Origin of the sequence: Pseudomonas sp. D3-10 (assembly GCF_051132175.1) — a bacterium.
GTDB lineage: Bacteria > Pseudomonadota > Gammaproteobacteria > Pseudomonadales > Pseudomonadaceae > Aquipseudomonas.
Window position 1 is genome coordinate 4,392,363 of record NZ_CP071668.1, and the last position, 22,265, is coordinate 4,414,627.

The 22,265-nt window shown below is 61.3% G+C and carries 20 protein-coding genes; 16 read left to right on the top strand and 4 right to left on the bottom strand.

Annotated elements, in window-relative coordinates:
- Positions 1-77 precede the first annotated feature (77 nt).
- The 7 genes from J3P90_RS19725 (at position 78) to J3P90_RS19755 (ending at position 7,277) form a co-directional block, all read left to right on the top strand.
- Positions 78-1,040, top strand: coding sequence for a FecR family protein (locus J3P90_RS19725; RefSeq protein WP_420764346.1), 963 nt, complete (start codon positions 78-80; stop codon positions 1,038-1,040).
- A 120-nt stretch (positions 1,041-1,160) separates the two neighbouring features.
- Entirely contained in the window at positions 1,161-3,752 is a 2,592-nt protein-coding gene (locus J3P90_RS19730; RefSeq protein WP_434675268.1) for a TonB-dependent receptor, read from the top strand.
- A gap of 160 nt (positions 3,753-3,912) precedes the next feature.
- Entirely contained in the window at positions 3,913-4,503 is a 591-nt protein-coding gene (locus tag J3P90_RS19735; RefSeq protein WP_434675269.1) for a biliverdin-producing heme oxygenase, read from the top strand.
- 135 nt (positions 4,504-4,638) lie between these two features.
- Positions 4,639-5,061 (top strand): YbaN family protein, encoded by a 423-nt coding sequence (locus J3P90_RS19740; protein WP_434675270.1) that lies wholly within the window; start codon positions 4,639-4,641, stop codon positions 5,059-5,061.
- A 56-nt stretch (positions 5,062-5,117) separates the two neighbouring features.
- Positions 5,118-6,464 carry a CoA transferase gene (locus tag J3P90_RS19745; protein ID WP_434675271.1) on the top strand — a complete coding sequence of 449 codons (1,347 nt, stop codon included), beginning with the start codon at positions 5,118-5,120 and terminating at the stop codon, positions 6,462-6,464.
- Positions 6,465-6,572: 108 nt separating this feature from the next.
- Entirely contained in the window at positions 6,573-6,932 is a 360-nt protein-coding gene (locus J3P90_RS19750) for a DUF5064 family protein (RefSeq protein WP_434609953.1), read from the top strand.
- A 168-nt stretch (positions 6,933-7,100) separates the two neighbouring features.
- The gene (locus tag J3P90_RS19755; RefSeq protein WP_420764340.1) at positions 7,101-7,277 is read left to right on the top strand and encodes a hypothetical protein; all 177 of its coding nucleotides are present in this window, start codon (positions 7,101-7,103) and stop codon (positions 7,275-7,277) included.
- A 7-nt stretch (positions 7,278-7,284) separates the two neighbouring features.
- Here the strand turns inward: J3P90_RS19755 and J3P90_RS19760 are convergent, their stop codons facing one another.
- Positions 7,285-8,178 carry a helix-turn-helix domain-containing protein gene (locus J3P90_RS19760; protein WP_420764339.1) on the bottom strand — a complete coding sequence of 298 codons (894 nt, stop codon included), beginning with the start codon at positions 8,176-8,178 and terminating at the stop codon, positions 7,285-7,287.
- A 172-nt stretch (positions 8,179-8,350) separates the two neighbouring features.
- Between J3P90_RS19760 and pobA the strand changes: the two genes are divergently transcribed.
- Positions 8,351-9,541, top strand: coding sequence for a 4-hydroxybenzoate 3-monooxygenase (gene pobA, locus J3P90_RS19765; RefSeq protein ID WP_434650145.1), 1,191 nt, complete (start codon positions 8,351-8,353; stop codon positions 9,539-9,541).
- Between the two features lie 49 nt (positions 9,542-9,590).
- Entirely contained in the window at positions 9,591-11,126 is a 1,536-nt protein-coding gene (locus J3P90_RS19770; protein WP_434674608.1) for an MDR family MFS transporter, read from the top strand.
- A 174-nt stretch (positions 11,127-11,300) separates the two neighbouring features.
- Here the strand turns inward: J3P90_RS19770 and J3P90_RS19775 are convergent, their stop codons facing one another.
- Positions 11,301-12,650, bottom strand: coding sequence for a spinster family MFS transporter (locus J3P90_RS19775; protein ID WP_434562648.1), 1,350 nt, complete (start codon positions 12,648-12,650; stop codon positions 11,301-11,303).
- A gap of 361 nt (positions 12,651-13,011) precedes the next feature.
- Here J3P90_RS19775 and J3P90_RS19780 point away from each other — a divergent pair, with 361 nt between their 5' ends.
- Positions 13,012-15,186, top strand: coding sequence for a hypothetical protein (locus J3P90_RS19780; RefSeq protein ID WP_420764335.1), 2,175 nt, complete (start codon positions 13,012-13,014; stop codon positions 15,184-15,186).
- Between the two features lie 284 nt (positions 15,187-15,470).
- Here J3P90_RS19780 and J3P90_RS19785 read toward each other — a convergent pair whose 3' ends face one another.
- Positions 15,471-15,776: a DUF2288 domain-containing protein gene (locus J3P90_RS19785; RefSeq protein ID WP_264428324.1), complete on the bottom strand. Its 306-nt coding sequence runs from the start codon at positions 15,774-15,776 to the stop codon at positions 15,471-15,473.
- A gap of 42 nt (positions 15,777-15,818) precedes the next feature.
- Between J3P90_RS19785 and J3P90_RS19790 the strand changes: the two genes are divergently transcribed.
- The 6 genes from J3P90_RS19790 to J3P90_RS19815 all read left to right on the top strand — a co-directional run bounded on the left by J3P90_RS19790 (position 15,819) and on the right by J3P90_RS19815 (position 21,116).
- Positions 15,819-16,055, top strand: coding sequence for a hypothetical protein (locus tag J3P90_RS19790; protein WP_434562644.1), 237 nt, complete (start codon positions 15,819-15,821; stop codon positions 16,053-16,055).
- Positions 16,056-16,115: 60 nt separating this feature from the next.
- Positions 16,116-17,243 carry a branched-chain amino acid ABC transporter substrate-binding protein gene (locus J3P90_RS19795; RefSeq protein WP_420764333.1) on the top strand — a complete coding sequence of 376 codons (1,128 nt, stop codon included), beginning with the start codon at positions 16,116-16,118 and terminating at the stop codon, positions 17,241-17,243.
- Between the two features lie 230 nt (positions 17,244-17,473).
- Positions 17,474-18,397 (top strand): high-affinity branched-chain amino acid ABC transporter permease LivH, encoded by a 924-nt coding sequence (gene livH / locus J3P90_RS19800; protein WP_434609939.1) that lies wholly within the window; start codon positions 17,474-17,476, stop codon positions 18,395-18,397.
- On the top strand, positions 18,394-19,650 hold the full coding sequence (locus tag J3P90_RS19805; protein ID WP_420764331.1) for a high-affinity branched-chain amino acid ABC transporter permease LivM: 1,257 nt from the start codon (positions 18,394-18,396) through the stop codon (positions 19,648-19,650). Before livH ends, J3P90_RS19805 begins: the two co-directional genes overlap by 4 nt.
- Positions 19,647-20,414, top strand: a complete 768-nt coding sequence (gene livG, locus J3P90_RS19810; RefSeq protein WP_420764330.1) for a high-affinity branched-chain amino acid ABC transporter ATP-binding protein LivG — start codon at positions 19,647-19,649, stop codon at positions 20,412-20,414. The genes J3P90_RS19805 and livG overlap by 4 nt, the downstream gene beginning before the upstream one ends.
- The gene (locus tag J3P90_RS19815) at positions 20,415-21,116 is read left to right on the top strand and encodes an ABC transporter ATP-binding protein (RefSeq protein ID WP_072409624.1); all 702 of its coding nucleotides are present in this window, start codon (positions 20,415-20,417) and stop codon (positions 21,114-21,116) included.
- A gap of 188 nt (positions 21,117-21,304) precedes the next feature.
- Here the strand turns inward: J3P90_RS19815 and J3P90_RS19820 are convergent, their stop codons facing one another.
- Positions 21,305-22,213, bottom strand: coding sequence for a LysR family transcriptional regulator (locus tag J3P90_RS19820; protein WP_434562640.1), 909 nt, complete (start codon positions 22,211-22,213; stop codon positions 21,305-21,307).
- Positions 22,214-22,265: the final 52 nt, after the last annotated feature.

Sequence of the window (22,265 nt, forward strand, 5' to 3'; positions counted from 1 at the left end):
CGCAAGCGGGATGTGGGCTTGCCAGCTACCGCTTGCGGCTTGTAGCGTGTGCTTGCCGCCAATAATGAGAATCCACCGTGACGGACAACCATCGCCCACCTGAAGCCGCCGAGGCGCAGGACACCGCCCACGCCATGGATCAGGCGCTGGACTGGTTGATCCTGCTCGACAGCCCCAGCGAGGAGCAGCGCCGACACTTCCAGGCCTGGCTGGCGGCCGATCCACGCCATGGCGAAGCGTTCGCCAGGGCCCAGGCGATCTGGAACGGCCCGCAGATAATCGAAAGCGCCCGGCAACTGAGGGACCGGCCAAAGATCACCACGCTGTCGCGCCTGCGCGCCCATTGGAAACCCCTGGCCACCGCCGCCGTGCTGTTGCTGGGACTGTTCAATTTCAGCGACCTGCCCCTGCGCTTCCAGGCCGACCACCTGACCGTGGTCGGTGAACGCCAGCGCCTGCAGTTGGAAGACGGCTCCAAGGTGCTGCTCAATACCGATTCGGCCTTCTCCAGCTCATTCGACAACCAACGGCAGGTGGCCCGGCTCTACAAGGGCGAAGCTTTCTTCGAGGTGCCAGCCAACCGTCATTTGCCGTTGGAGCTGGACGCAGGCCCGGTCACCGCCAGCGTCAGCGACACCTCGTTCGCCGTGCGCTACGTGGATGGCGTCGCGCAAGTCCAGGTGCAGCGCGGCGACGTCGACCTGCGGGCCACCCGCTACGACACCCACGTGCGGCTGTCGGCTGGCGAAAGCATCCGCATCGGCCCCAATGGCTTCGACCGCCCGGCACGGCTCGATGCCGGCACCGACCTTGCCTGGGTGCAGGGCCGACTGGTGTTCGAGAACCGTCCGCTGAGCCAGGTCTTGGCGGAGTTGCGACGCTACTACCCAGGCTGGATCATCAACACCAACGAACGGCTGGCCAACGTCGCGGTGACGGGCAACTACCGCCTCGACCAGCCCCTGGACGTGGTCCGCTCCCTGGCCCAGATCACCTCCGCGCGCCTGCAGGAATTCCCGGCGCTGGTGATTTTGAACTAAATGAGAATTATTTTTACTCGATAGCCTCCGCTGGTTCGTCTCGTTATAGCCAATGCAATTGATTCGCATCTCCACGATGCCGATCTGCACCTATAACAGATGCGACACGGAGCGCTATCGATGTCCTCTCGCCTTACTTGCCGGTTACTCGCCCCTTCCCGCGCACTTTCATTGCTGACCGCCGCCATCCTGATGGCCGGTGCCGCGCCGGCCGCCCTTGCCGCCGCTGGCCAACCGCCCGCGCACAACATGGGCGACTACAGCTTCAACATCGCCCGGCAGCCCTTGGTCTCCGCGCTCAACGCGTTCACTGCCGTCACAGGCTGGCAGGTGGGCCTGCCGGCTGAACTGGCCAAAGGCATCGCCTCGCCGGGCGTCAACGGCTCGCTGTCGCCGGAGAAAGCCCTGGAGCGCCTGTTGGTGGGGACCGACTTGCGTTACCGCAAACTGGGCAGCAATAACATCGTTCTGGAAAAACGCAGCGCGGGCAACGTGCTGGACTTGCAGCAGGTGACCATCAGCGCCACCCGTCAAGAACAGGACATCACCCGCGTACCGAGCACCGTTTCCGTTCATGATCGTCAGCAACTGGACCGTAACAACGTAAACACCATCAAGGACTTGGTGCGCTACGAGCCCGGCGTATCGGTGGGCGGCGCGGGCGAGCGCGGCGGCATCAGCGGCTACAACATCCGCGGCATCGACGGCAACCGCATCCTGACCCAGGTCGACGGCGTGGAAGTGCCCGGCGGTTTCTTCAACGGCCCCTACGCCAAGACCCAGCGCAACTATGTCGACCCGGAGATCATCAAGCGCGTGGAGATCCTGCGCGGACCGGCCTCGGTGCTGTACGGCAGCAACGCCATTGGTGGCGTCGTGAGTTATTTCACCCTCGATGCGGATGACATCATCAAACCGGGCAAGGATGTCGGCGCGCGCCTGAAGACTGGCTACAGCTCCGTCGACGAGAGCTGGCTCAAGTCCGCCACCGTCGCCGGTCGCAGCGGGCCTTTCGACGGCCTGCTGCACTACAGCCAGCGCGACGGCCATGAAACCGAATCCTACGGCAGCAACAATGGCACCGGCCTGGACCGCACCGCGGCCAACCCGCAGGACGTGCGCGCCAACAACGTGCTGGCCAAGCTCGGCTGGAACTACAACGATGACGCACGCCTGAGCCTGGTCTACGAGAAGTACAAGGACGACCGTGACACCGATCTGAAAAGCGCCTACGGCGGTCCTTACGCCAACGGCCAACCGGCCATTCCCGCCTCCATCCTGCCGGGCGGCATGTACCAGTGGCGCACCGGCAACGACACCATCACCCGCGAACGTTTCGGCCTGGAGCACAGCTTCGCGCTCGACAGCCTGCTGGCCGATAACATCAAGTGGAGCCTGAACCACCAGGTCGCCAAGACCGACCAGAGCACCGCCGAATTCTACTTCCCGATCACCCGTAGGGTCCTTCGCACGCGAGAGACCCTGTATGAAGAAAAACAGTGGGTGCTTGATGCGCAAGTCGACAAGTCATTCAGCATTGCCGACACCGATCACACGCTGACCTACGGCACCACGCTCAAACAGCAGAAAGTCACCGGTTCGCGCAGCGGCAATGGCGTGTGCCTGGCGGTCGGCGTGGGCTGTGCCGCCGTCGGCGCCATCAGCACGCGGGACGTACTGGCAAAAGCCAGTGACTTCCCGGACCCGACCATCAACACCTACAGCCTGTTCGCCCAGGACCAGATCAGCTGGGAAAAATGGACCTTCACACCGGCGCTGCGTTACGACTACACCCAGCTCAAGCCACACCTGACCGAAGAATTCCTCAGCACCGTTGACCCTACCGCCGGCGGTAAAGTCAGTGATGAGAACAAGACCTGGCACCGCGTCTCGCCCAAGTTCGGGCTGACTTACGCCCTGACCGACCAATACACCTGGTTTGGCCAATACGCCGAGGGTTTCCGCACCCCGACCGCCAAGGCTCTGTACGGGCGCTTCGATAACCCGGACGCGGGCTACAGCGTGGAACCCAATCCCGACCTGGAGCCGGAAAAAAGCAAGAGCTACGAAACCGGCCTGCGCGGTCGTTTCGACTCCGGTTCGTTCGACGTGGCGGTGTTCTACAACAAGTACCGCGATTTCATCAACGAGGACGCCATTACCCCTGGCGCGGACCAGTTGACCTTCCAGAGCAACAACATCAAGCACGCCACCATCAAGGGCATCGAGGCCAAGGGGCGCCTGGACCTGGACGTGTTCGGCGCGCCACGGGGCCTCTATACCCAAGGTTCGGTGGCTTACCTCCAAGGCCGCAACGACGACACCGGCGAACCGCTCAACAGCATCAACCCGATGACCGGCGTATTCGGCCTGGGCTATGACCAGGAGCAGTTCGGCACTTTGCTCAGCTGGACCCTGGTGAAGAAGAAAAACCGCGTCGACGACAGCAACTTCAACTCTCCTGACGGCGTCAGCAGCCAGTTCAAGACGCCGGGCTTCGGCATCCTCGACCTGAGCGGGTACTACAAGGTCACCGACGACGTCACCGTCAGCGGCGGCCTCTACAACCTCACCGACAAGAAATACTGGCTGTGGGACGACGTGCGCGGCTACGACAGCGTCGGCGAAGCGGCAGTGCTGAGCCCGGCCAACCTCGACCGCCTGACCGCCCCTGGGCGCAACTTCGCGGTCAACCTGATCTGGGATATCTGATCCGATTCTTCACGTAAAACAGTTACCTGTGGCGAGGGAGCAGGCTCCCGCTGGGACGGTCCGACGCTTCGGGCGAAGCGCCCCCAGATCTAACGCTCGCTGCGCAACCGAGCGGGAGCAAGCTCCCTCGCCACGATGTATTCCACTCGAAGGAATTGCTATGACCACACAACGCACCCTTTCCCGCTCCCAACGCCTGAACCAGATCACCCACGAGCCCCACGGCAAGCTCGACGCGCTGGTCAAGGCTCACGCCCCATTCGAAACCCAGGCCAGCTACGCCCGCTTCGTCGTCGCCCAGTACCAATTCCAGTCGGAACTGGTGGCGCTGTACAACGACGCGCAACTGACCGCGCTGATTGCCGACCTGCCCGCGCGCTGCCGCGCCGAAGCGGCCAAGGCCGACCTGGTGGACCTGCACACCGAAGTGCCGCCGCCAGTGGCCGGCGCAGTGAAAAACCCAACCCAGGCCGAAGCCCTCGGCTGGCTGTTCGTGTCCGAGGGTTCCAAGCTTGGCGCCGCGTTCCTGATCAAGCGCGCCGTGGGGCTGGGGCTGAGCGAAACCTTTGGTGCCCGACACTTGGCAGAACCGGCGGGCGGGCGTGCCGAAGGCTGGAAAACCTTCACCCGGATCCTCGACGCGCTGCCCCTCACCGAACAGCAGGAAGCCGAGGCGGACAAAGGAGCGCTGGCGGCCTTCAACCGCTTTACCGTGTTACTGGAGCAAGCCTACGCGACCGAGTTGGCCTGAAGCCTTCACAGTTTCCCTTGCGCGAGCGAGCCTGCTCGCGATGACACTGGCTCAGTCGCCACAGAAGTCGCCTGACCCACCGCCATCGCGAGCCGGCTCGTTCCCACAGGGAATGTGCATGAAAGAAGAACACTGATGAAACGCCCCTCCAGATTCACTCGCCTGCTCTTCGCCCTCCTCGCCTACATCAGCCTGGCCATCGGCCTGGTGGCCATCGTCGTGCCGGGCTTGCCCACCACCGAATTCATCCTGCTTGCCGCCTGGGCCGCGACCCGCAGTTCGCCGCGCCTGAGCGCTTGGCTGGAGGGCCATCGGTTGTTCGGACCGATGCTGCGCAACTGGCGCAACGGCAAGGTTATCCCGCGCCGGGCCAAGATCGCTGCAACGATCAGCATGCTGTGCTGTGCAGGGTTTATGCTGCTGATGCTCGATCACCGCTGGCCGGTATACCTGGCACTCGCAGGCATGGGCCTGGGCAATCTCTGGATCTGGTCCAGACCGGAGAATCGTGGCGAGGGAGCTGGCTCCCGCTGGGCCGGTCCGACGCCTCGGGCGTAGCGGCCCCCGACGTTTGTTTGATCTATGCTCGCTCTCTGATTCAGGAGGGTTTCCAAATGTCAGACCTACTCACACCCATGCAAACCGCCATCGGCTTGCCCACGACACCCATCCCCTTCACCAGCGAAGGCGCCCTGCCCTCCGCCTTCGCCGTCACCGAACTGGCCTGCGCGAGCATCGCCACGGCCGGTCAAGCGGTCGCCGAACTGATCCGCCAGCAAACCGGTCGCCTGCCGTCGATGGAAGTCGACCGGCGCCTGGCCTCATTCTGGTTTTCCACCTCCCTGCGGCCCATCGGCTGGGGCGTGCCGCCCCTGTGGGATCCGGTGGCGGGCGACTACGCCACCGCCGACGGCTGGATCCGCCTGCACACCAACGCGCCGCATCATCGCCAGGCGGCGCAAAAGGTGCTCGGCGCCTGCACCGACCGCGCCGACATGGCCAGCAGAGTGGTCCGGTGGAACAAGGCCGAACTGGAACAGGCCGTGATCGATGCCGGCGGTTGCGCCGCGCAGATGCGTTCATGGCTGGCATGGCAGGCTCATCCCCAGGGCATCGCTGTCAATGCCGAGCCCCTCGTTCATTTGGATAGCGGAGCGCAAGGCGCGCCTGGCCCCTGGCTCGGCTCCGTCGCCCAGCCCTTGGCGGGCCTCAAGGTGCTGGACCTGACCCGCGTGCTGGCCGGCCCGGTTGCCAGTCGCTTTCTCGCCGGGCTGGGGGCCGACGTGCTGCGCATCGACCCGCCGACCTGGAACGAACCCGGCGTGGTGCCTGAAGTCACCCTCGGCAAACGTTGCGCCCGCCTCGACTTGCGCCAGCCCACCGATCGAGCAGCGTTCGAGGCGCTGCTCCAGGAGGCGGACATCCTGTTGCACGGCTACCGCGCCGACGCGCTCGAACGCCTGGGCTACGGCGCTACACAACGTCGGCAGTTGGCGCCCGGCCTGATCGACGTCTGCCTCAACGCCTACGGCTGGAGCGGCCCCTGGCAACACCGCCGCGGCTTCGACAGCCTGGTGCAGATGAGCTGCGGTATCGCCGAGGCCGGCATGGCCTGGAAACACACGGACAAACCGACGCCTCTGCCGGTCCAGGCGCTGGACCACGGCACCGGTTACCTGATGGCCGCCAGCGCAATCGTGTTGCTGAATCGACGCTTGGCCAACGGCCGTGGGGGCTCGGCACGCTTGTCACTGGCGCGCACGGCGAAGCTGTTGATCGAGGGCGGCGCCGGCAGTGAGGTTGCATTGCGCCCCGAAGACGAGGCTGACCAGGGGTTGCTGGTGGAACAGACGCCCTGGGGTCCGGCGCATCGCTTGCAGGTACCGCTGAAAATGCCCGGCACGCCGCTGCAATGGAAGTTGCCGGCCGCTGACCTGGGCGCCCACCGCGCGCAATGGTGACGGTTCAATAGACCGCACCCGTCGCCCGACATGTTTATCGATAACGGGAAAACTTATGGGGCAGGCGCGGTGTCTGCCGTTCTCCACGCCTTCGAAGGAGAGACGCTGATGGCCACGTTCCAACCCGGACACCTGCACATGGAGCGCCATGCGCTGAACAAGGATGATTTCAGCTACAACCTGTGCATCGATTACGAAATAGCCCAGGATCCCGACGAGGGAAAGGGCATGTCATTTCGCCTGCACGGCACGGTAGAAGACAAGAACGTAGACGAGACGTTTTTCCTGGCCAAGGACCAAGCCTTCGACTTCGCCCGCCACGCCACCCGCATTGCCCAATATTACGGCCTGCCCAAGAGCACGAACATCGGCGCGATGCACAAGTACTACGACGAAATGTTCGAAGACGTGCGCCACCAGTTGGATGTCAAGCCGGGGGATCCGATGAAACCTGAGCATTTGGAATAGAACGCTCGAAAGAACAACCCTAATCCCTGTGGGAGCAAGCTTGCTCCCATAGGGAACATCAGCGAGCTGAATATCTGCTTACATACACAAACCGCCTGGCTGGCAACCCGCCATGGCTGACCTATGCTGAAAACAGTACCCCCGGGTATTCGTTCAGAGGTCATCGCCATGAACATCAAAACAAGAAGACGCCTCGCCATATTTGTCACCTGCACCGCCACGCTGGCGCTGTATGGCACCGCGGCTTATCGGGTCGAGCAGGCCAGGCAGCTGCCCCGTGAATACGCCAGCTGCAACTTCGAACGCTGCATACCGCACAACGCAACCTTGAACGCGCTGCGCTGAGACGGTTTCAGTCGTCCTGCTGATCGGTCTTGAGCCGGTCTCGGAAGGCTTTGGGCGAGATACCGACGCGCCGACGGAACAGTCGGGTGAAGTTGGTCGGGTCGGAGAAGCCAAGCATCTCGGAGATCTCATAGATCGTCATGCCTGTATAGGTCAGCAGCCGCTTGGCTTCCAGCAACTGGCGCTCGTGCATGATTTGCAGTGCCGGCTGTCCCGCGAGTTCGCGACAGGTGCCATTGAGGTGCGACACCGAGATGCCCAGGCGATGGGCCAGGTCCTCGACCTTGACGTGCTGGCGATAGGTCTCTTCCACCAATTGGATGAACCCGTTGAGGTATTCCCGGGCCCGCTGCGGGCGCTGGGTGGAGATACGCCGGTTCATCACCTGGCGGCTCACCCAGACCATGATCACGCTGACCAAGGCATGCATGAGCATTTCCCGGGCCGGTTGATGGCCCACGTACTCCGCCTGCATGGCACTGAACAAACTATTGAGGTAATCAGCGTTCTCTCCGGCCGGATAGGCTTCCGCCTGGGCCAGGACATTGACCGAATGGCCTAGCTGGGCTTGCAGGTGCGTGACCAGCGGCGCCGCCAGGGTCACGACGTAACCCTGCACATCCTCCGAAAAACGGAAACCATGGACCGACAGCGGCGGCAGGATCTGCACGGCCGGCTCGTCGAGCCGTGTACGCTGGCCTTCGATTTCCAGTTCCGCTTGACCCTTGAACACAAAAAGCAGCTGGCACAGATCGGCATGTCGATGAGGTTTTATTTCCCATTGGTGCTCGCTGCTGCGGCTGGAAATGGTTTCGCAGTGCAGCAGATCCGGCGTGGGCCAATCCTGGCTCTCGCCGTAGAGCTTGAACACGGGAATCGAAGGCAGCTCAGTTTTCTTCATAACGAGGATCGGCCTTGGGTTACGGGCGGTAATCGCACCGATTGGCAGAATGTGCAGGTTTCAGCTCAGTTTTCCCCTTCAATTGACAGGTCCGCAAGCGAAAAATGCACGCCAGGATTACTAAAAATAAACGCCGCCCCTGGTCGCGTGCCTCTTGCGAGCCATAACAACAATGAAAACCCTCAAGACCCAAGTCGCCATTATCGGCGCCGGCCCCTCTGGGCTGCTGCTCGGCCAGTTATTGCACAACGCAGGGATCGACACCGTGATCCTCGAGCGCCAGACTCCCGATTACGTCCTCGGCCGGATCCGCGCCGGTGTACTCGAGCAGGGCATGGTCCATCTGCTGCGCCAGGCCGGAGTTGGCCAACGCATGGACGCCGAGGGCTTGTCCCATGATGGCTTCGAGCTGGTCCTCAACGGTCGGCGCGTCCACATCGATCTCAAAGGGCTGACCGGTGGCCAGAACGTCATGATTTACGGTCAGACCGAAGTCACTCGCGACTTGATGGCCGCCCGGCAGGCATCCGGCGCCCAGACGCTGTATCAGGTCGACAACGCCCAGCCCCACGACCTGAAGACCGAGCACCCCTTCGTGACCTTTGAACACGCCGGCGAAACCTGGCGCCTGGACTGCGATTACGTGGCCGGCTGCGATGGTTTCCATGGCGCGGCAAGGCAATCGATCCCGGCGCAAAAGCTCAAGGTCTTCGAACGCGTCTACCCGTTCGGCTGGCTCGGCATCCTCGCCGACACCCCGCCCGTCCACGAAGAACTCGTCTACGCTCGCCACGAGCGCGGCTTTGCCCTGTGCAGCATGCGCTCGCGGACCCGCACCCGTTATTACCTGCAAGTGCCCGCCGAGGAACAAGTGGCCGACTGGCCGGACGAGCGTTTCTGGGATGAACTGAAAATACGCCTGCCCACCGACCTGGCCGAAACCCTGGTGACCGGTCCCTCCATAGAAAAAAGCATCGCACCACTGCGCAGCTTCGTCGTGGAACCGATGCAGTACGGGCGGATGTTTTTGGTGGGCGACGCCGCCCACATCGTCCCGCCGACCGGGGCCAAGGGGCTGAACCTGGCTGCCAGCGATGTCAGCACGCTATTCAATATTTTGCTTAAGGTCTATCGCGACGGTCGCGCGGATCTGCTGGAACGCTATTCCGACATCTGCCTGCGACGGGTCTGGAAAGCCGAGCGCTTCTCCTGGTGGATGACGTCGATGCTGCACCGCTTCGATGACGACGCGTTCAACCAGCGCATCAGCGAGGCGGAGCTGGAGTATTTCGTCGACTCCGAGGCGGGGCGCAAAACCATCGCGGAAAATTACGTCGGCCTTCCTTATGAGGCTATCGAATAGGCGGCTACCGAATTAAACTGCGGGCTTCGTCCCCTCGCCGCCAGGCGCGATGCCCGCAGGTCCTGCCTTGACTCAGCTCGATACGCCTCAAGCTATGCAACCCGCTATCCGCAGCGTGCTGGTGGCGCTGATGCTGGCGATTTTCCTCGGTGCGCTGGACCAGACCATCGTCGCGGTCTCGATGCCGGCCATTTCCGCGCAATTCAAGGATGTCAGCCTGCTGGCCTGGGTGATCTCCGGCTACATGGTCGCCATGACCGTAGCGGTGCCGATCTACGGCAAGCTGGGCGACTTGTATGGCCGGCGCCCGCTGATGCTGTTCGGCATGGGCCTGTTCACCCTCGCTTCGCTGTTTTGCGGGTTGGCACAGAACATGGAGCAACTGGTGCTGGCTCGGATTTTCCAGGGCATCGGCGCCGGCGGCATGATTTCTGTGAGCCAGGCGATCATCGGCGACATCATCCCGCCCCGCGAGCGTGGGCGCTACCAGGGTTATTTCAGCAGCATGTATGCGGTGGCCAGCGTGGCCGGACCGGTGCTGGGCGGCTACATGACCGAGTACCTGTCGTGGCGCTGGGTCTTCTGGATCAACCTGCCATTGGGCCTGGGCGCCTGGCTGGTGGCCCGGCGCGCCCTGGTGGGGCTGCCGGTGCCACAACGCACACCAATCATCGATTACCTGGGCACCGTGTTGCTGATCATCGGTCTGACCTCGCTGCTGCTGGGCATTACCCAGATCGGCCAAGGCCATGCCTGGCACAGCCGCGAAGTGCTCGGGCTGCTGGGTGGCGCAGTACTCGTGCTGGGTCTCTTCGCCTGGCATGAACGCCGCGCACGGGAGCCGTTGCTGCCTATGCACCTATTCGTCAACCGCAGCGCGGTGCTGTGCTGGTGCACGGTTTTTTTCACCAGCTTCCAGGCGATTTCCCTGACAGTGCTGGTGCCGTTGCGCTTCCAGAGCGTGACCGGCGCCGGCGCCGACAGCGCCGCGCTGCACTTGCTGCCGCTGGCGATGGGTTTGCCGATGGGCGCCTATTTTGCCGGGCGGCGCACCTCGATCACCGGGCGCTACAAACCGATGATCCTCAGTGGCGCCCTGCTCTTCCCGTTCGCCATTCTTGGCATGGCTTTCACGCCGCCCGCCGTGTTCTGGCTGAGCAGCCTGTTCATGTTGCTCAGCGGCATCGCTTCGGGCATGCAATTTCCCACTTCGCTGGTGGGCTCGCAGAATTCGGTGCAGCAACGGGACATCGGTGTCGCTACCAGCACCACTAACCTGTTTCGCTCATTGGGCGGCGCGGTGGGTGTGGCGCTGATGTCGGCGTTGCTGCTGGCCTTGCTGCAGGATTCCGGTTTTGCCCAGCTCGCCGGTTCGTCGATGATCGGCGAGGGGCATTCCGGCAACGTCCTGCTCGATGGTTTGAACGCCGCTCCCGGAGAGGCACGGGACGCCTTGCGTGAGGAGTTGCAAGCGACGTTCCGGCACTTGCTGATGATCAGCGCGGCGGTGTCATTGCTGGGGCTGGCGGCTGCGGTGGCCATGCCCGATCGCCTGTTGCGCGGGCGAGAGGAAAAGGCTCGTTAGTGCAGATGGCGCTGAACCCTGTGGCGAGGGGATTTATCCCCGCTGGGCTGCGCAGCAGCCCTAAAACCGACGCCGCACTGTGTCAGGTTAGCTGAGTGTTTTTCGAGGGCTGCTCTGCAGCCCAGCGGGGATAAATCCCCTCGCCACAAAAGCTGTTTCGCCAGCAGTTTGATCTCAAGCTGTCGCCGCCACGCCCGCCGGCTCCACCACGACGCTCATCCCGTCCTTCATCCGCTTGGCATCGCGCACGAAGCAGCGAGACGCCAGGAACAGGAACACCATGGTCAGCAACAGCGCCACCGGGATCAGATACATCGCGTCATGCAGGCCGATGGCCTTGAAGGCTTCGGTCATTTGCGGGGCACCTGCTACAGCCATCGCCGTGTGGGCGAAGTAGTCGGACAAGCCGCCCACCACCACCGGCCCGAGGCCGCCGCCGAGCAGATACAGCCCGGCAAAATACAAGGCCATCGCCGTAGCACGCAGTCGCGGCTCCACCACGTCCTGGATCGCGGTATAGACGCAGGTGTAGAAGTTATAGGCAAACAACCAACCAACGCTGAACACGGCCACGAAAACACCGATCTCGATGCGCCCGGCATGGAGGGCCCACGCCGTGGTCACTGTCGAAATGGCCAGGCTGAACGCTGCAAACAACAGACGGCCGTTGGGCACGCGCTGGTGGATCTTGTCTGCGACCCAGCCGCCAAGGGTCAGCCCGAACAATCCGGTCACGCCCACCATGATGCCGGTCGCCACGGCCGCCTCGTGCAGCGGCATCCCGAAATACCGTTGCAGCATTGGCACCAGGAATGAGTTGCAGGCGTAGGTGGCGAAGTTGAAGCACAGCCCCGCCAGCACCAACCAGAGAAAGGTCGGAATCGCCAGCACCCGGCGAACCGGTTTATCAACCTTCTCTTGGGACACCTGCACGGTTTCCGCCGCGCCGCGCTTGGGTTCCTTGATGAAGAACATGAACACCGCCAGCACCAGCCCCGGCACCGCCGCGATGAAGAAAGGCGCACGCCAGCTGTCGAAGGCCTTGACCATCGCGCCGATGGTGAAGAACGCCAACAACAGGCCCAGCGGCAGCCCCAACATGAAGATGCCCATTGCCCGAGCCCGGCGGTGAGCCGGGAACAGATCGCCAATCAACGAATTGGCGGCCGGCGCATAGCTGGCCTCACCGATGCCCACGCCCATGCGCACCACCAGGAACGCCCAGAAACTGCCCACCAGGCCATTCACCGCGGTCAATCCGCTCCAGGCGGCCAGGCCCCAGCCCATCAACTTGCTGCGCGAACCGGTATCGGCCATGCGCCCCAGCGGCAAGCCCGCAATGGCGTAGACGATTGTGAACGCGGTGCCGATGATGCCGATCTGGAAGTCGCTGAGGCTCCACTCCATGCGGATCGGCTCGATGATGATCGCCGGGATGGTGCGATCGAAGAAGTTGAACAGGTTGGCCAGGAACAACAGGAACAGAATGCGCCAGGCATTCGCCGCTTGGGTCGAGTTCTGCATGGGTCCGTCTCTTTTTATTGTTGGGCGAGGCATCCGAGCCCGGAGTCTGCAATCTAGACAGCGGGACGCGAGCTGTCTCCAATCATTCGCATGGCTGATACCAAACCATGGCGCAGGGCGTGTTTCATTGCTTTGGTCAATTTGCTGCAACAACTGCCATCATTTTGCCTGCTCTTGATTAAAGAACCTCGCGCGATGGCCGATCCAACATGATCAGGAATAGATTCTCCCGAGCGCTGCTCAGGCTGCAGCCCTGAACGCTTGGGCCGACATTCGCGTTGCCATCAAAGGACGCGAGTTCCCATTCGCGATGGTTCGATGACATGTCGTCGATCCGACCAGTCCAGGCATACGGCGCACAATGACTTCCAAAAAAACAGCCACTGCGGTTTCCGATCTGACCTTGAGCCCAGCCGCCAACGGCCCTGAAACCTCGACGCTGTCGAGCAGCTCGCGATCCCTGGCTACCCAGCAATACCTGTATTTCACCGAGACCAACACCGACCGCATCCTCGACAACCTCGACGGCCTGCGCGATGCCGTGTTCCCCCGTCCGCCGCACCTGGTGGACGACGAGAGCGAACGTGGCCAGCAGGAGTTCCCATCGGTTTGCCTGATCGGCCTAGGTCGCTGCGGTTCCAACATCGCCCTGGACGTCGCGGAGCTGGTCTACAACGCCCGCAAGTTCTACCTCAACGAATTCAATGCCGAGGATAAAAACTACGGCGACAAAAGTTATCGCCCGGCGCAGTGGATGCGCAACCTGCGCCTGGGCAACAGCAAGGCAAGCAAACCGGTGTTCCTGGTGGAACCACTGGTCATGCTGGGAGACTTGGACAAGGACATCGCCGGGCGCATCCGTTTCTCGCGCAAAGGCGAGAAAAGCGGCTTCTTGCGCGACTACAGCAAGATGAAAATCATGGACCTGTCGGAAGTCCATGCTGGTGGCGCCGGCAACGCGCCGATCCTCGGCCAGTATCTGGCGAAGATCATCCTGAACAAGGACACCCAGCGTTTCTCCAGCCCCGACTGGAAGATGATTCACTCGTACCTGATCGACAGCTGCGGCATCAAGGCCAACCAGTCGCGCCTGTATTTTTCGATCTTCAGCGCCGGCGGCGGTACCGGTTCGGGCATGGCCTCGGAGTTTGGCCTGGCCCAGCAGTACTCCTACATGAACAAGACGTTCGACACCAAGCCGATGGACGAACACGATAGCAAGAGCGGTCACTCCTTCGTCTTCGAGCCGATTTTCACCAGCGGCATCTGTGTGCTGCCGAATATCTCCGACCACCGCAGCGAAATGTCCGAGGCTCTGCACATCAACGCCGGTCGGCTGTTGTGCAAATACCTCTCGGAAGAATGGGATTTCTCGTACAACTTCGCCAACGAAGACAGCAGCGAAGCCAGCGTCATGGGCCGCATCCGTCCGTGGAACGCGATGATGTTGATCTCCAACGACATCATGCGCTACGCCGAAGAGAGTGATGACGGCAACATCCAGAACATTGATGTCAATGCCATGGAAAAGCACGCCAACCAGTACATTTCCCAGCAGATATTCAACATCCTGACGGCCCAGGCCGTGACCACCGACTACGACCAGAACTACTTCCGTCGCGCCGGCATCGACATTGGTGAAACCATTCGCCTGGACGCCAACGACCTGTTCATGAGCCTGGCCGGCCCGGTGGCGATTGCCTACGCCGAGTCCGTGGTCCCGGAAACCCCGGCGCCGAGCGGCGACAAGTTCAAGGTGTTCGAGAAAGAGCCACCGCGCTTGAACATCGATGACCTGTTCTTCCGTTCCATCGACCTGCCGCACTTCAACAAAGTCACCCAGGCCATCGAAGGCATCAGCCTGTTGCCCATCGAGTCCAAGCGCTACCGCGCCTCGCTGGAGCAGTACAAGAACTCCGGCTACGACGCCGCTGCGCTGCATGATCTGCACTTCTTCAAAAACTGCTCGTCGGTGGTATCGATCGTCTCGTTGCCCAAGGATTACAAGCTGTCCTACATGGACTTGAACCGGCTCAAGACCCACCTCAACAGCCTGTTCCCCAACACCACGCTCAAGCGCTACGCGTTGGTGATCGGCGCCTCGGCGAACCTGTCGCTGACCACGCTGATCGCCAAGAGCCCGTGCCTTTCGGACGACTTCCTGACCCTGATCGTGGCGTTTATCAAACGCTGCTTCGCCCGTACGCCGTACCGCTTCGATGAGACCTTGGACAACTCGATCCTGGACTTCATCATCAACGAAGAATTCGACGAGGCACGCATCGACGACCTGCTCAATGAATTCGAGAACCCGGCGAAAATCCTCGACACCAACTGGTACGCGATCAAGCCGATGTATGAAAAGAAATACCGCGAGCTGATCAGCGACAAGGAAAAATTCGTCTCGATCAACGACATCCGCCTGTCCCGCGACTGCGTGAAGAAGTCCATCAAGTACCTGCGCGAGATCTACCGTCATCGGATCGGCAAGACCAAGGTTATTTCGCTTAATAACCATACTGGCCGTACTTACTGAGGCTGGCTTGAACCGAGTCGCCCAAATCGCGAGCAAGCTCGCTCCCACAGGTTTTGTCAACACAGACCCGTTGTGGGAGCGAGCTTGCTCGCGATAGCGGCCTTGAATCTCTCCCCAGAACAACATCCAGAAACAATTAAGCAGCCAAAAGGCTGCCCAATAAACTGTTCCCGTTACGTATACGTCACCCTGCCCTGTGGCGTTTCGCCACGGCAGGCTGTCATCTCGCTACTCACCTACACACTTTCAACCGAGCCAGGGAGCGAACCAAGTTGGTGCATCGATCAATTCGATGCCCTTTCCTGGATCATGATCCAAGGCGAAACCACCACCGCCCAGAGCTGCGGATCGCGCTCCAGAAAATCCAGCGCCCGCGTTTCAGACAGCTTGGCGACCTGCCCGGCGCCCAGCCAGGCGGCGACTTTGGTACCTTCGTCCTGGGCCACGGCCTCGGCGGCAGCGATCAGATCCAGTGCCGGATCGACCCACAATAGGGCACCCTTGGCAAAGAACGGCTCCAGCTCTTTCCAGGTGATGGATGCGGTTTCACCGAGCAATTTGGCATAGAGGGTGCTAGGTTCTTGATTCATGGGAGCTGTCCGGAAAAGAAATCGGCGCGAATGATAACGTCGGTGGTCTGGCAGAAAAACCCAGTTGCAATTGCAGCACCGATTGAAAAGCGCAGCAAAGCCAAGGATTGCCGATTTGACCGGACAACCCCCGCCGCGAATCTGTCTTTTTCTTTCAATAAAGCGACACCCTCAGGTTTTGCCCCCAAGCGCCAGCTTCCCTTGCCAACAATCGGCGCTCTACACTGTACCGGTACAGTTGCCGGGGGCATTTTCCGCGAGGATATCCAAGATATCTGACCCGGTTCTGCTGCTACGGCGCCAGGACTATAAAAACTACAACAGCATGAGTGGAGCACTATGACTAAGGCTACTAAGCAGATTTCCAAACTGTTTGCCGCTATGGTTCTGGCCGGGGTTGCCAGCCATTCGTTTGCCGCCGATACCATCAAGATCGGCATCGCCGGCCCGAAAACCGGCCCTGTAGCCCAATACGGCGACATGCAGTTCAGCGGCTCCAAGATGGCGATCGAGCAAATCAACGCCAAGGGCGGCGTCGACGGCAAGAAACTCGAAGCCGTTGAATACGACGACGCCTGCGATCCAAAACAAGCGGTCGCCGTCGCGAACAAGGTCGTCAACGACGGCGTCAAGTTCGTGATCGGCCACCTGTGCTCCAGCTCCACCCAGCCGGCTTCGGACATCTACGAAGACGAAGGCGTGATCATGATCACCCCAGCGGCCACCAGCCCGGACATCACCGCCCGTGGCTACAAGATGATCTTCCGCACCATCGGTCTGGACAGTGCCCAAGGCCCAGCGGCCGGCAACTACATCGCCGATCACGTCAAGCCGAAAATCGTTGCGGTCCTGCACGACAAGCAGCAGTACGGTGAAGGCATCGCCAGCGCGGTGAAAGCCACCCTCGAGAAGAAAGGCACCAAGGTTGCCGTGTTCGAAGGCGTCAACGCCGGCGACAAGGACTTCTCCGCGATCATCGCCAAGCTCAAGCAAGCCGGTGTCGACTTCGTTTACTACGGCGGTTACCACCCGGAGCTGGGCCTGATCCTGCGCCAGGCCCAGGAAAAGGGCCTGAAAGCCCGCTTCATGGGTCCGGAAGGCGTGGGCAACGATTCGATCACCCAGATCGCCAAGGATGCTTCCGAAGGCCTGCTGGTGACCCTGCCGAAGTCCTTCGACCAGGATCCGGCCAACGTTGCATTGGCTGACGCGTTCAAAGCGAAGAAGGAAGACCCGAGCGGCCCGTTCGTGTTCCCGTCCTACTCCGCAGTGACCGTGATTGCCGAAGGCATCAAGGCGGCCAAGTCCGAAGACGCGACCAAAGTGGCTGAAGCCATCCACGCCGGCACTTTCAAGACGCCGACCGGTGACCTGAGCTTCGATGAAAAGGGCGACCTGAAAGACTTCAAATTCGTGGTTTACGAGTGGCACAACGGCAAACCTAAAACTGAAGTTTCGCCTCAGTAAGGCGCTGCCTCACTGACTGCCAATAAAGCCCACGGCGTGCCGTGGGCTTTGTTTTACGAATGTATGGGCCGCGCTGGCGTGATCCGCCAGTCTCCCCACCTGAAAATCTCAAAACCGTCATCAGCGGTTCGCTGGCAAAACCCGGATTCGAAGTGGATAGAGATCCACGGGGCCGGGCGGGAAAATGACTCCACCAGTGAAATGCGTATCAGGTTTTTAGGAGCGCTGTAATGCCTGACATCTATCACTTCTTCCAACAGCTGGTTAACGGCCTTAACGTTGGCAGCATGTATGCCCTGATCGCCATCGGCTACACGATGGTTTACGGCATCATTGGAATGATCAACTTCGCCCACGGCGAGGTGTACATGATCGGCTCCTACGTGGCGTTCATCGCCATTGCCGGGCTGACCATGATGGGACTCGACAGTGTCCCGCTGTTGATGACCGCGGCTTTTATCGCGAGCATCGTGGTCACCAGTTCCTATGGCTACAGCATCGAACGGATCGCCTATCGCCCCTTGCGCGGCAGCAACCGTCTTATCCCGCTGATTTCCGCCATTGGTATGTCGATTTTCCTGCAGAACACCGTTCTGCTGGCGCAAGACTCCAAGGACAAAGCAATCCCCAACCTGATCCCTGGCAACTTCGCCTTCGGTCCGGGTGGCGCACAAGAAGTGCTGATTTCCTACATGCAGATCGTGGTGTTCGTCGTCACTGTGATCGCCATGCTCGGCCTGACCCTGTTCATCTCCCGTTCTCGCCTGGGCCGCGCCTGCCGCGCCTGTGCCGAGGACATCAAGATGGCCAACCTGCTCGGCATCAACACCAACAACATCATCGCCCTGACTTTTGTCATTGGTGCTGCGCTGGCAGCCGTTGCGGCTGTTCTGCTGAGCATGCAATACGGCGTGATCAACCCGAACGCTGGTTTCCTCGTCGGCCTCAAGGCCTTCACCGCTGCGGTATTGGGCGGCATCGGCAGCATTCCCGGAGCCATGCTCGGTGGATTGGTGCTGGGGGTGGCGGAAGCCTTTGGCGCCGATATTTTCGGCGACCAGTACAAGGACGTCGTTGCATTCGGCTTGTTGGTTCTGGTGCTGTTGTTCCGTCCGACGGGCATTCTGGGCCGTCCGGAGGTTGAGAAAGTATGACTAGGAATCTTAAACAGGCACTGTTCAGTGCCTTGCTGGTCTGGGCCGTGGCCTACCCGGTACTCGGTCTGAAACTGACCATCGTCGGTATCAACCTGGAAGTGCACAACACCAGCCCTGCGGTGCTTGCGACCATCGCGATCTGCTCGGTGCTGATGTTCCTGCGCGTGCTGTTCAACCAGCAAATCAGCAAGGCCTGGCGCTCCTCCCCGGGCCTGCCGCTGATCCCGGCCAAGGCCAGCAACTTCCTGACCCTGCCAACGACTCAGCGCTATTTCATCATCGCCCTCATCATCGTCGCGCTGGTATGGCCGTTCTTCGGCTCGCGCGGCGCGGTGGACATCGCTACGCTGATTCTGATCTACGTGATGCTCGGCCTGGGCCTGAACATCGTGGTAGGCCTGGCCGGCCTGCTGGACCTGGGTTACGTCGGCTTCTATGCCGTCGGCGCCTACAGCTACGCGCTGCTGTCCCACTACTTCGGCCTGAGCTTCTGGATCTGCCTGCCGATCGCCGGGCTGATGGCTGCCACCTTCGGTTTCCTGCTGGGTTTCCCGGTCCTGCGCTTGCGTGGTGACTACCTGGCGATCGTGACCCTGGGTTTCGGTGAGATCATCCGGCTGTTCCTGCGTAACATGACCGACATCACCGGTGGTCCGAACGGCATCAGCAACATCGAGAAGCCGACGTTCTTCGGCCTGACCTTCGAGCGCAAGGCCGCCGAAGGCTTGCAGACCTTCCACGAGTACTTCGGCCTGCAATACAACTCGATCAACAAGGTGATCTTCCTGTACCTGGTTGCCCTGTTGCTGGCACTGGCGGCACTGTTTGTCATCAATCGCCTGCTGCGCATGCCGATCGGCCGTGCGTGGGAAGCGCTGCGTGAAGACGAAATCGCCTGCCGCGCGCTGGGTCTCAACCCAACCGTGATCAAACTGTCGGCCTTTACCCTCGGTGCTGCGTTCGCCGGTTTCGCCGGTAGCTTCTTCGCGGCTCGCCAGGGCCTGGTGACGCCCGAATCGTTCACCTTCATCGAGTCGGCGATCATCCTCGCCATCGTCGTGCTGGGCGGGATGGGCTCGCAGCTGGGCGTGATCCTGGCGGCGATCGTGATGATCCTGCTGCCTGAAATGATGCGTGAATTCAGTGAATACCGCATGTTGATGTTCGGCGCCTTGATGGTGCTGATGATGATCTGGCGTCCTCAAGGTCTGCTGCCTATGCAACGCCCACACATGGAGCTGCGCAAATGAGCCGCGAGATCCTCAAAGTTGAAAACTTGAGCATGCGCTTCGGCGGCTTGCTTGCGGTCAACGGCGTGGCCCTGACCGTGAAAGAGAAACAGGTGGTTGCCCTGATCGGGCCGAACGGCGCGGGCAAGACCACAGTGTTCAACTGCCTGACCGGCTTCTACCAGCCCACCGGCGGCACCATCCTGCTGGACGGCGAGCCGATCCAGGGCCTGGCCGGCCATCACATCGCTCGCAAGGGCGTGGTGCGGACCTTCCAGAACGTGCGGCTGTTCAAGGACATGACGGCGGTCGAGAACCTGTTGATCGCCCAGCACCGTCACCTGAACACCAACTTCTTCGCGGGCCTGTTCAAGACCCCGGCGTTCCGCAAGAGCGAACGCGAGGCGATGGAGTACGCCGCGTACTGGCTGGACAAGGTCAACCTCACCGAGTTCGCCAACCGTACCGCCGGCACCCTGGCCTACGGTCAGCAACGGCGCCTGGAAATCGCCCGCTGCATGATGACCCGCCCGCGGATCCTCATGCTCGACGAACCGGCGGCCGGCCTGAACCCGAAGGAAACCGAAGACCTGAAGGCGCTCATCAGCGTGTTGCGCGAGGAGCACAACGTCACCGTCCTGCTGATCGAGCACGATATGAAGCTGGTCATGAGCATTTCCGACCACATCGTCGTGATCAACCAGGGCACGCCGCTGGCCGACGGTACGCCGGAACAGATCCGCGATAATCCCGAAGTGATCAAAGCCTACCTGGGGGAAGCGTAAATGCTGCAATTCGAAAACGTTTCCACCTTCTACGGCAAGATCCAGGCGCTGCACAGCGTCAACGTCGAGGTCCGCCAGGGCGAAATCGTCACGCTGATCGGCGCCAACGGTGCTGGCAAATCGACGCTGCTGATGACCCTCTGCGGTTCGCCCCAGGCCCACAGCGGCAGCATCCGCTACATGGGCGAGGAACTGGTGGGCCAGGAGTCGGCGCAGATCATGCGCAAGAGCATCGCTGTGGTGCCTGAAGGCCGTCGGGTATTTGCCCGGCTGACCGTGGAAGAAAACCTCGCCATGGGCGGGTTCTTCACCGACAAGGGCGACTATCAGGAACAGATGGACAAGGTGCTGCACCTTTTCCCACGCCTGAAAGAGCGTTTTACCCAGCGCGGCGGCACCATGTCCGGTGGCGAACAGCAAATGCTCGCCATCGGCCGTGCGCTGATGAGCAAGCCCAAGCTGCTGCTGCTCGACGAGCCTTCCCTGGGCCTGGCACCGATCATCATCCAGCAGATCTTCGACATCATCGAACAGTTGCGCAAGGATGGCGTGACCGTGTTCCTGGTGGAGCAGAACGCCAACCAGGCGCTGAAAATCGCCGACCGGGCGTACGTGTTGGAGAACGGTCGCGTGGTGATGCAAGGCACCGGTGAAGCGCTGCTGACCGACCCGAAAGTGCGCGAGGCGTACCTGGGCGGCTGAGGCTGTCACCAAGAAAAAAACGGCCTTCGGGCCGTTTTTTTTTATCTGGATGCGCACGCCCCCGTGGCGAGGGAGCTTGCTCCCGCTGGGCCGGTCCGACGCCTCGGGCGTAGCGGCCCCCAGTTCTTGCGGTCGCTACGCAACCGAGCGGGAGCAAGCTCCCTCGCCACGGGTATAGCGTCTTCACTCTACAACCGATCCAACGCCTCCCCACTGCGCTTGAACCATTCAATCAAATAATCAGCCAGCACCTGGGTACGCTTGGGCAACCCACCCTGATAAGGATGCACCAGGTACATCGGCATGCGCCGGGTCTGGAAATCGCGCAACAGCCAACGCAGGCGTCCGTCCGCCAGCTCTTCATGGAGCAAATACGATGGCAAACGGGCGATACCCGCGTCGGCCAAGGCGGCTTTTTTCAACAGGCTGTAATGGTTACTGGCGAACGGCCCGGACACTCGCACCCGCAACAATTCGTGCTGCTGGTGATACAGCCACTCTTCCCGACCACTGTAGTGGCTGTTGAGCAGGCACTTGTGCTCCACCAAGGCGTGGGGGGACTCGGGTTCGCCGTAGCGTTCCAGGTAGGCCGGGCTGGCGCAGGTCATTTCATGCCAGGCCAGCAACGGTCGAGCCACCAACCGCTCATCGACCGCCGCATCCGAACGAATCGCCAAATCGAAGCCATCGCGGGTTAAATCGCGGTAACCATTGTTGAGCTCCAGCTCAATCTGCACGTCGGGATAGGCACAGGCAAATTCCGTAAGCAATCCCTCGAAGAACGTTTCGCCCAACGAAACCGGAACCGTCATGCGCACCGGCCCGGAAATTTCGCCCTTCAAGCGCGCCAACGCCTGACGCGCCCTTTCCACCTGGACCAACAATGCCTGGGCCTGGGGCAACAGCGCAGCGCCCGCCGCCGTCAGGCTAAGGCGTCGTGTCGTGCGCTGGAGCAGCAGCACCGAAAACCGCTCTTCCAACAGACTGATGCGCTTGGACAGTTGCCCCTTGCTGCACCCCAACTGCTGCGCCGCCAAGGTGAAACTCCCAGCCTCCACCAGCACGGCGAACGCTGCGAGGTCATCTATCTCGCTCACTGGATTGTTTCCAATTGAAAACCAAAGGTTTCCTATTAGCACGATTATCCCG

Bases quoted from the DNA above. Each gene is read 5' to 3' on its own strand.
- J3P90_RS19730 (WP_434675268.1), top strand. From the start codon at position 1,161: ATGTCCTCTCGCCTTACTTGCCGGTTACTCGCCCCTTCCCGCGCACTT.
- J3P90_RS19735 (WP_434675269.1), top strand. From the start codon at position 3,913: ATGACCACACAACGCACCCTTTCCCGCTCCCAACGCCTGAACCAGATC.
- J3P90_RS19740 (WP_434675270.1), top strand. From the start codon at position 4,639: ATGAAACGCCCCTCCAGATTCACTCGCCTGCTCTTCGCCCTCCTCGCC.
- J3P90_RS19745 (WP_434675271.1), top strand. From the start codon at position 5,118: ATGTCAGACCTACTCACACCCATGCAAACCGCCATCGGCTTGCCCACG.
- J3P90_RS19750 (WP_434609953.1), top strand. From the start codon at position 6,573: ATGGCCACGTTCCAACCCGGACACCTGCACATGGAGCGCCATGCGCTG.
- J3P90_RS19755 (WP_420764340.1), top strand. From the start codon at position 7,101: ATGAACATCAAAACAAGAAGACGCCTCGCCATATTTGTCACCTGCACC.
- J3P90_RS19760 (WP_420764339.1), bottom strand. From the start codon at position 8,178: ATGAAGAAAACTGAGCTGCCTTCGATTCCCGTGTTCAAGCTCTACGGC.
- pobA (WP_434650145.1), top strand. From the start codon at position 8,351: ATGAAAACCCTCAAGACCCAAGTCGCCATTATCGGCGCCGGCCCCTCT.
- J3P90_RS19770 (WP_434674608.1), top strand. From the start codon at position 9,591: ATGCCCGCAGGTCCTGCCTTGACTCAGCTCGATACGCCTCAAGCTATG.
- J3P90_RS19775 (WP_434562648.1), bottom strand. From the start codon at position 12,650: ATGCAGAACTCGACCCAAGCGGCGAATGCCTGGCGCATTCTGTTCCTG.
- J3P90_RS19780 (WP_420764335.1), top strand. From the start codon at position 13,012: ATGACTTCCAAAAAAACAGCCACTGCGGTTTCCGATCTGACCTTGAGC.
- J3P90_RS19785 (WP_264428324.1), bottom strand. From the start codon at position 15,776: ATGAATCAAGAACCTAGCACCCTCTATGCCAAATTGCTCGGTGAAACC.
- J3P90_RS19795 (WP_420764333.1), top strand. From the start codon at position 16,116: ATGACTAAGGCTACTAAGCAGATTTCCAAACTGTTTGCCGCTATGGTT.
- livH (WP_434609939.1), top strand. From the start codon at position 17,474: ATGCCTGACATCTATCACTTCTTCCAACAGCTGGTTAACGGCCTTAAC.
- J3P90_RS19805 (WP_420764331.1), top strand. From the start codon at position 18,394: ATGACTAGGAATCTTAAACAGGCACTGTTCAGTGCCTTGCTGGTCTGG.
- livG (WP_420764330.1), top strand. From the start codon at position 19,647: ATGAGCCGCGAGATCCTCAAAGTTGAAAACTTGAGCATGCGCTTCGGC.
- J3P90_RS19815 (WP_072409624.1), top strand. From the start codon at position 20,415: ATGCTGCAATTCGAAAACGTTTCCACCTTCTACGGCAAGATCCAGGCG.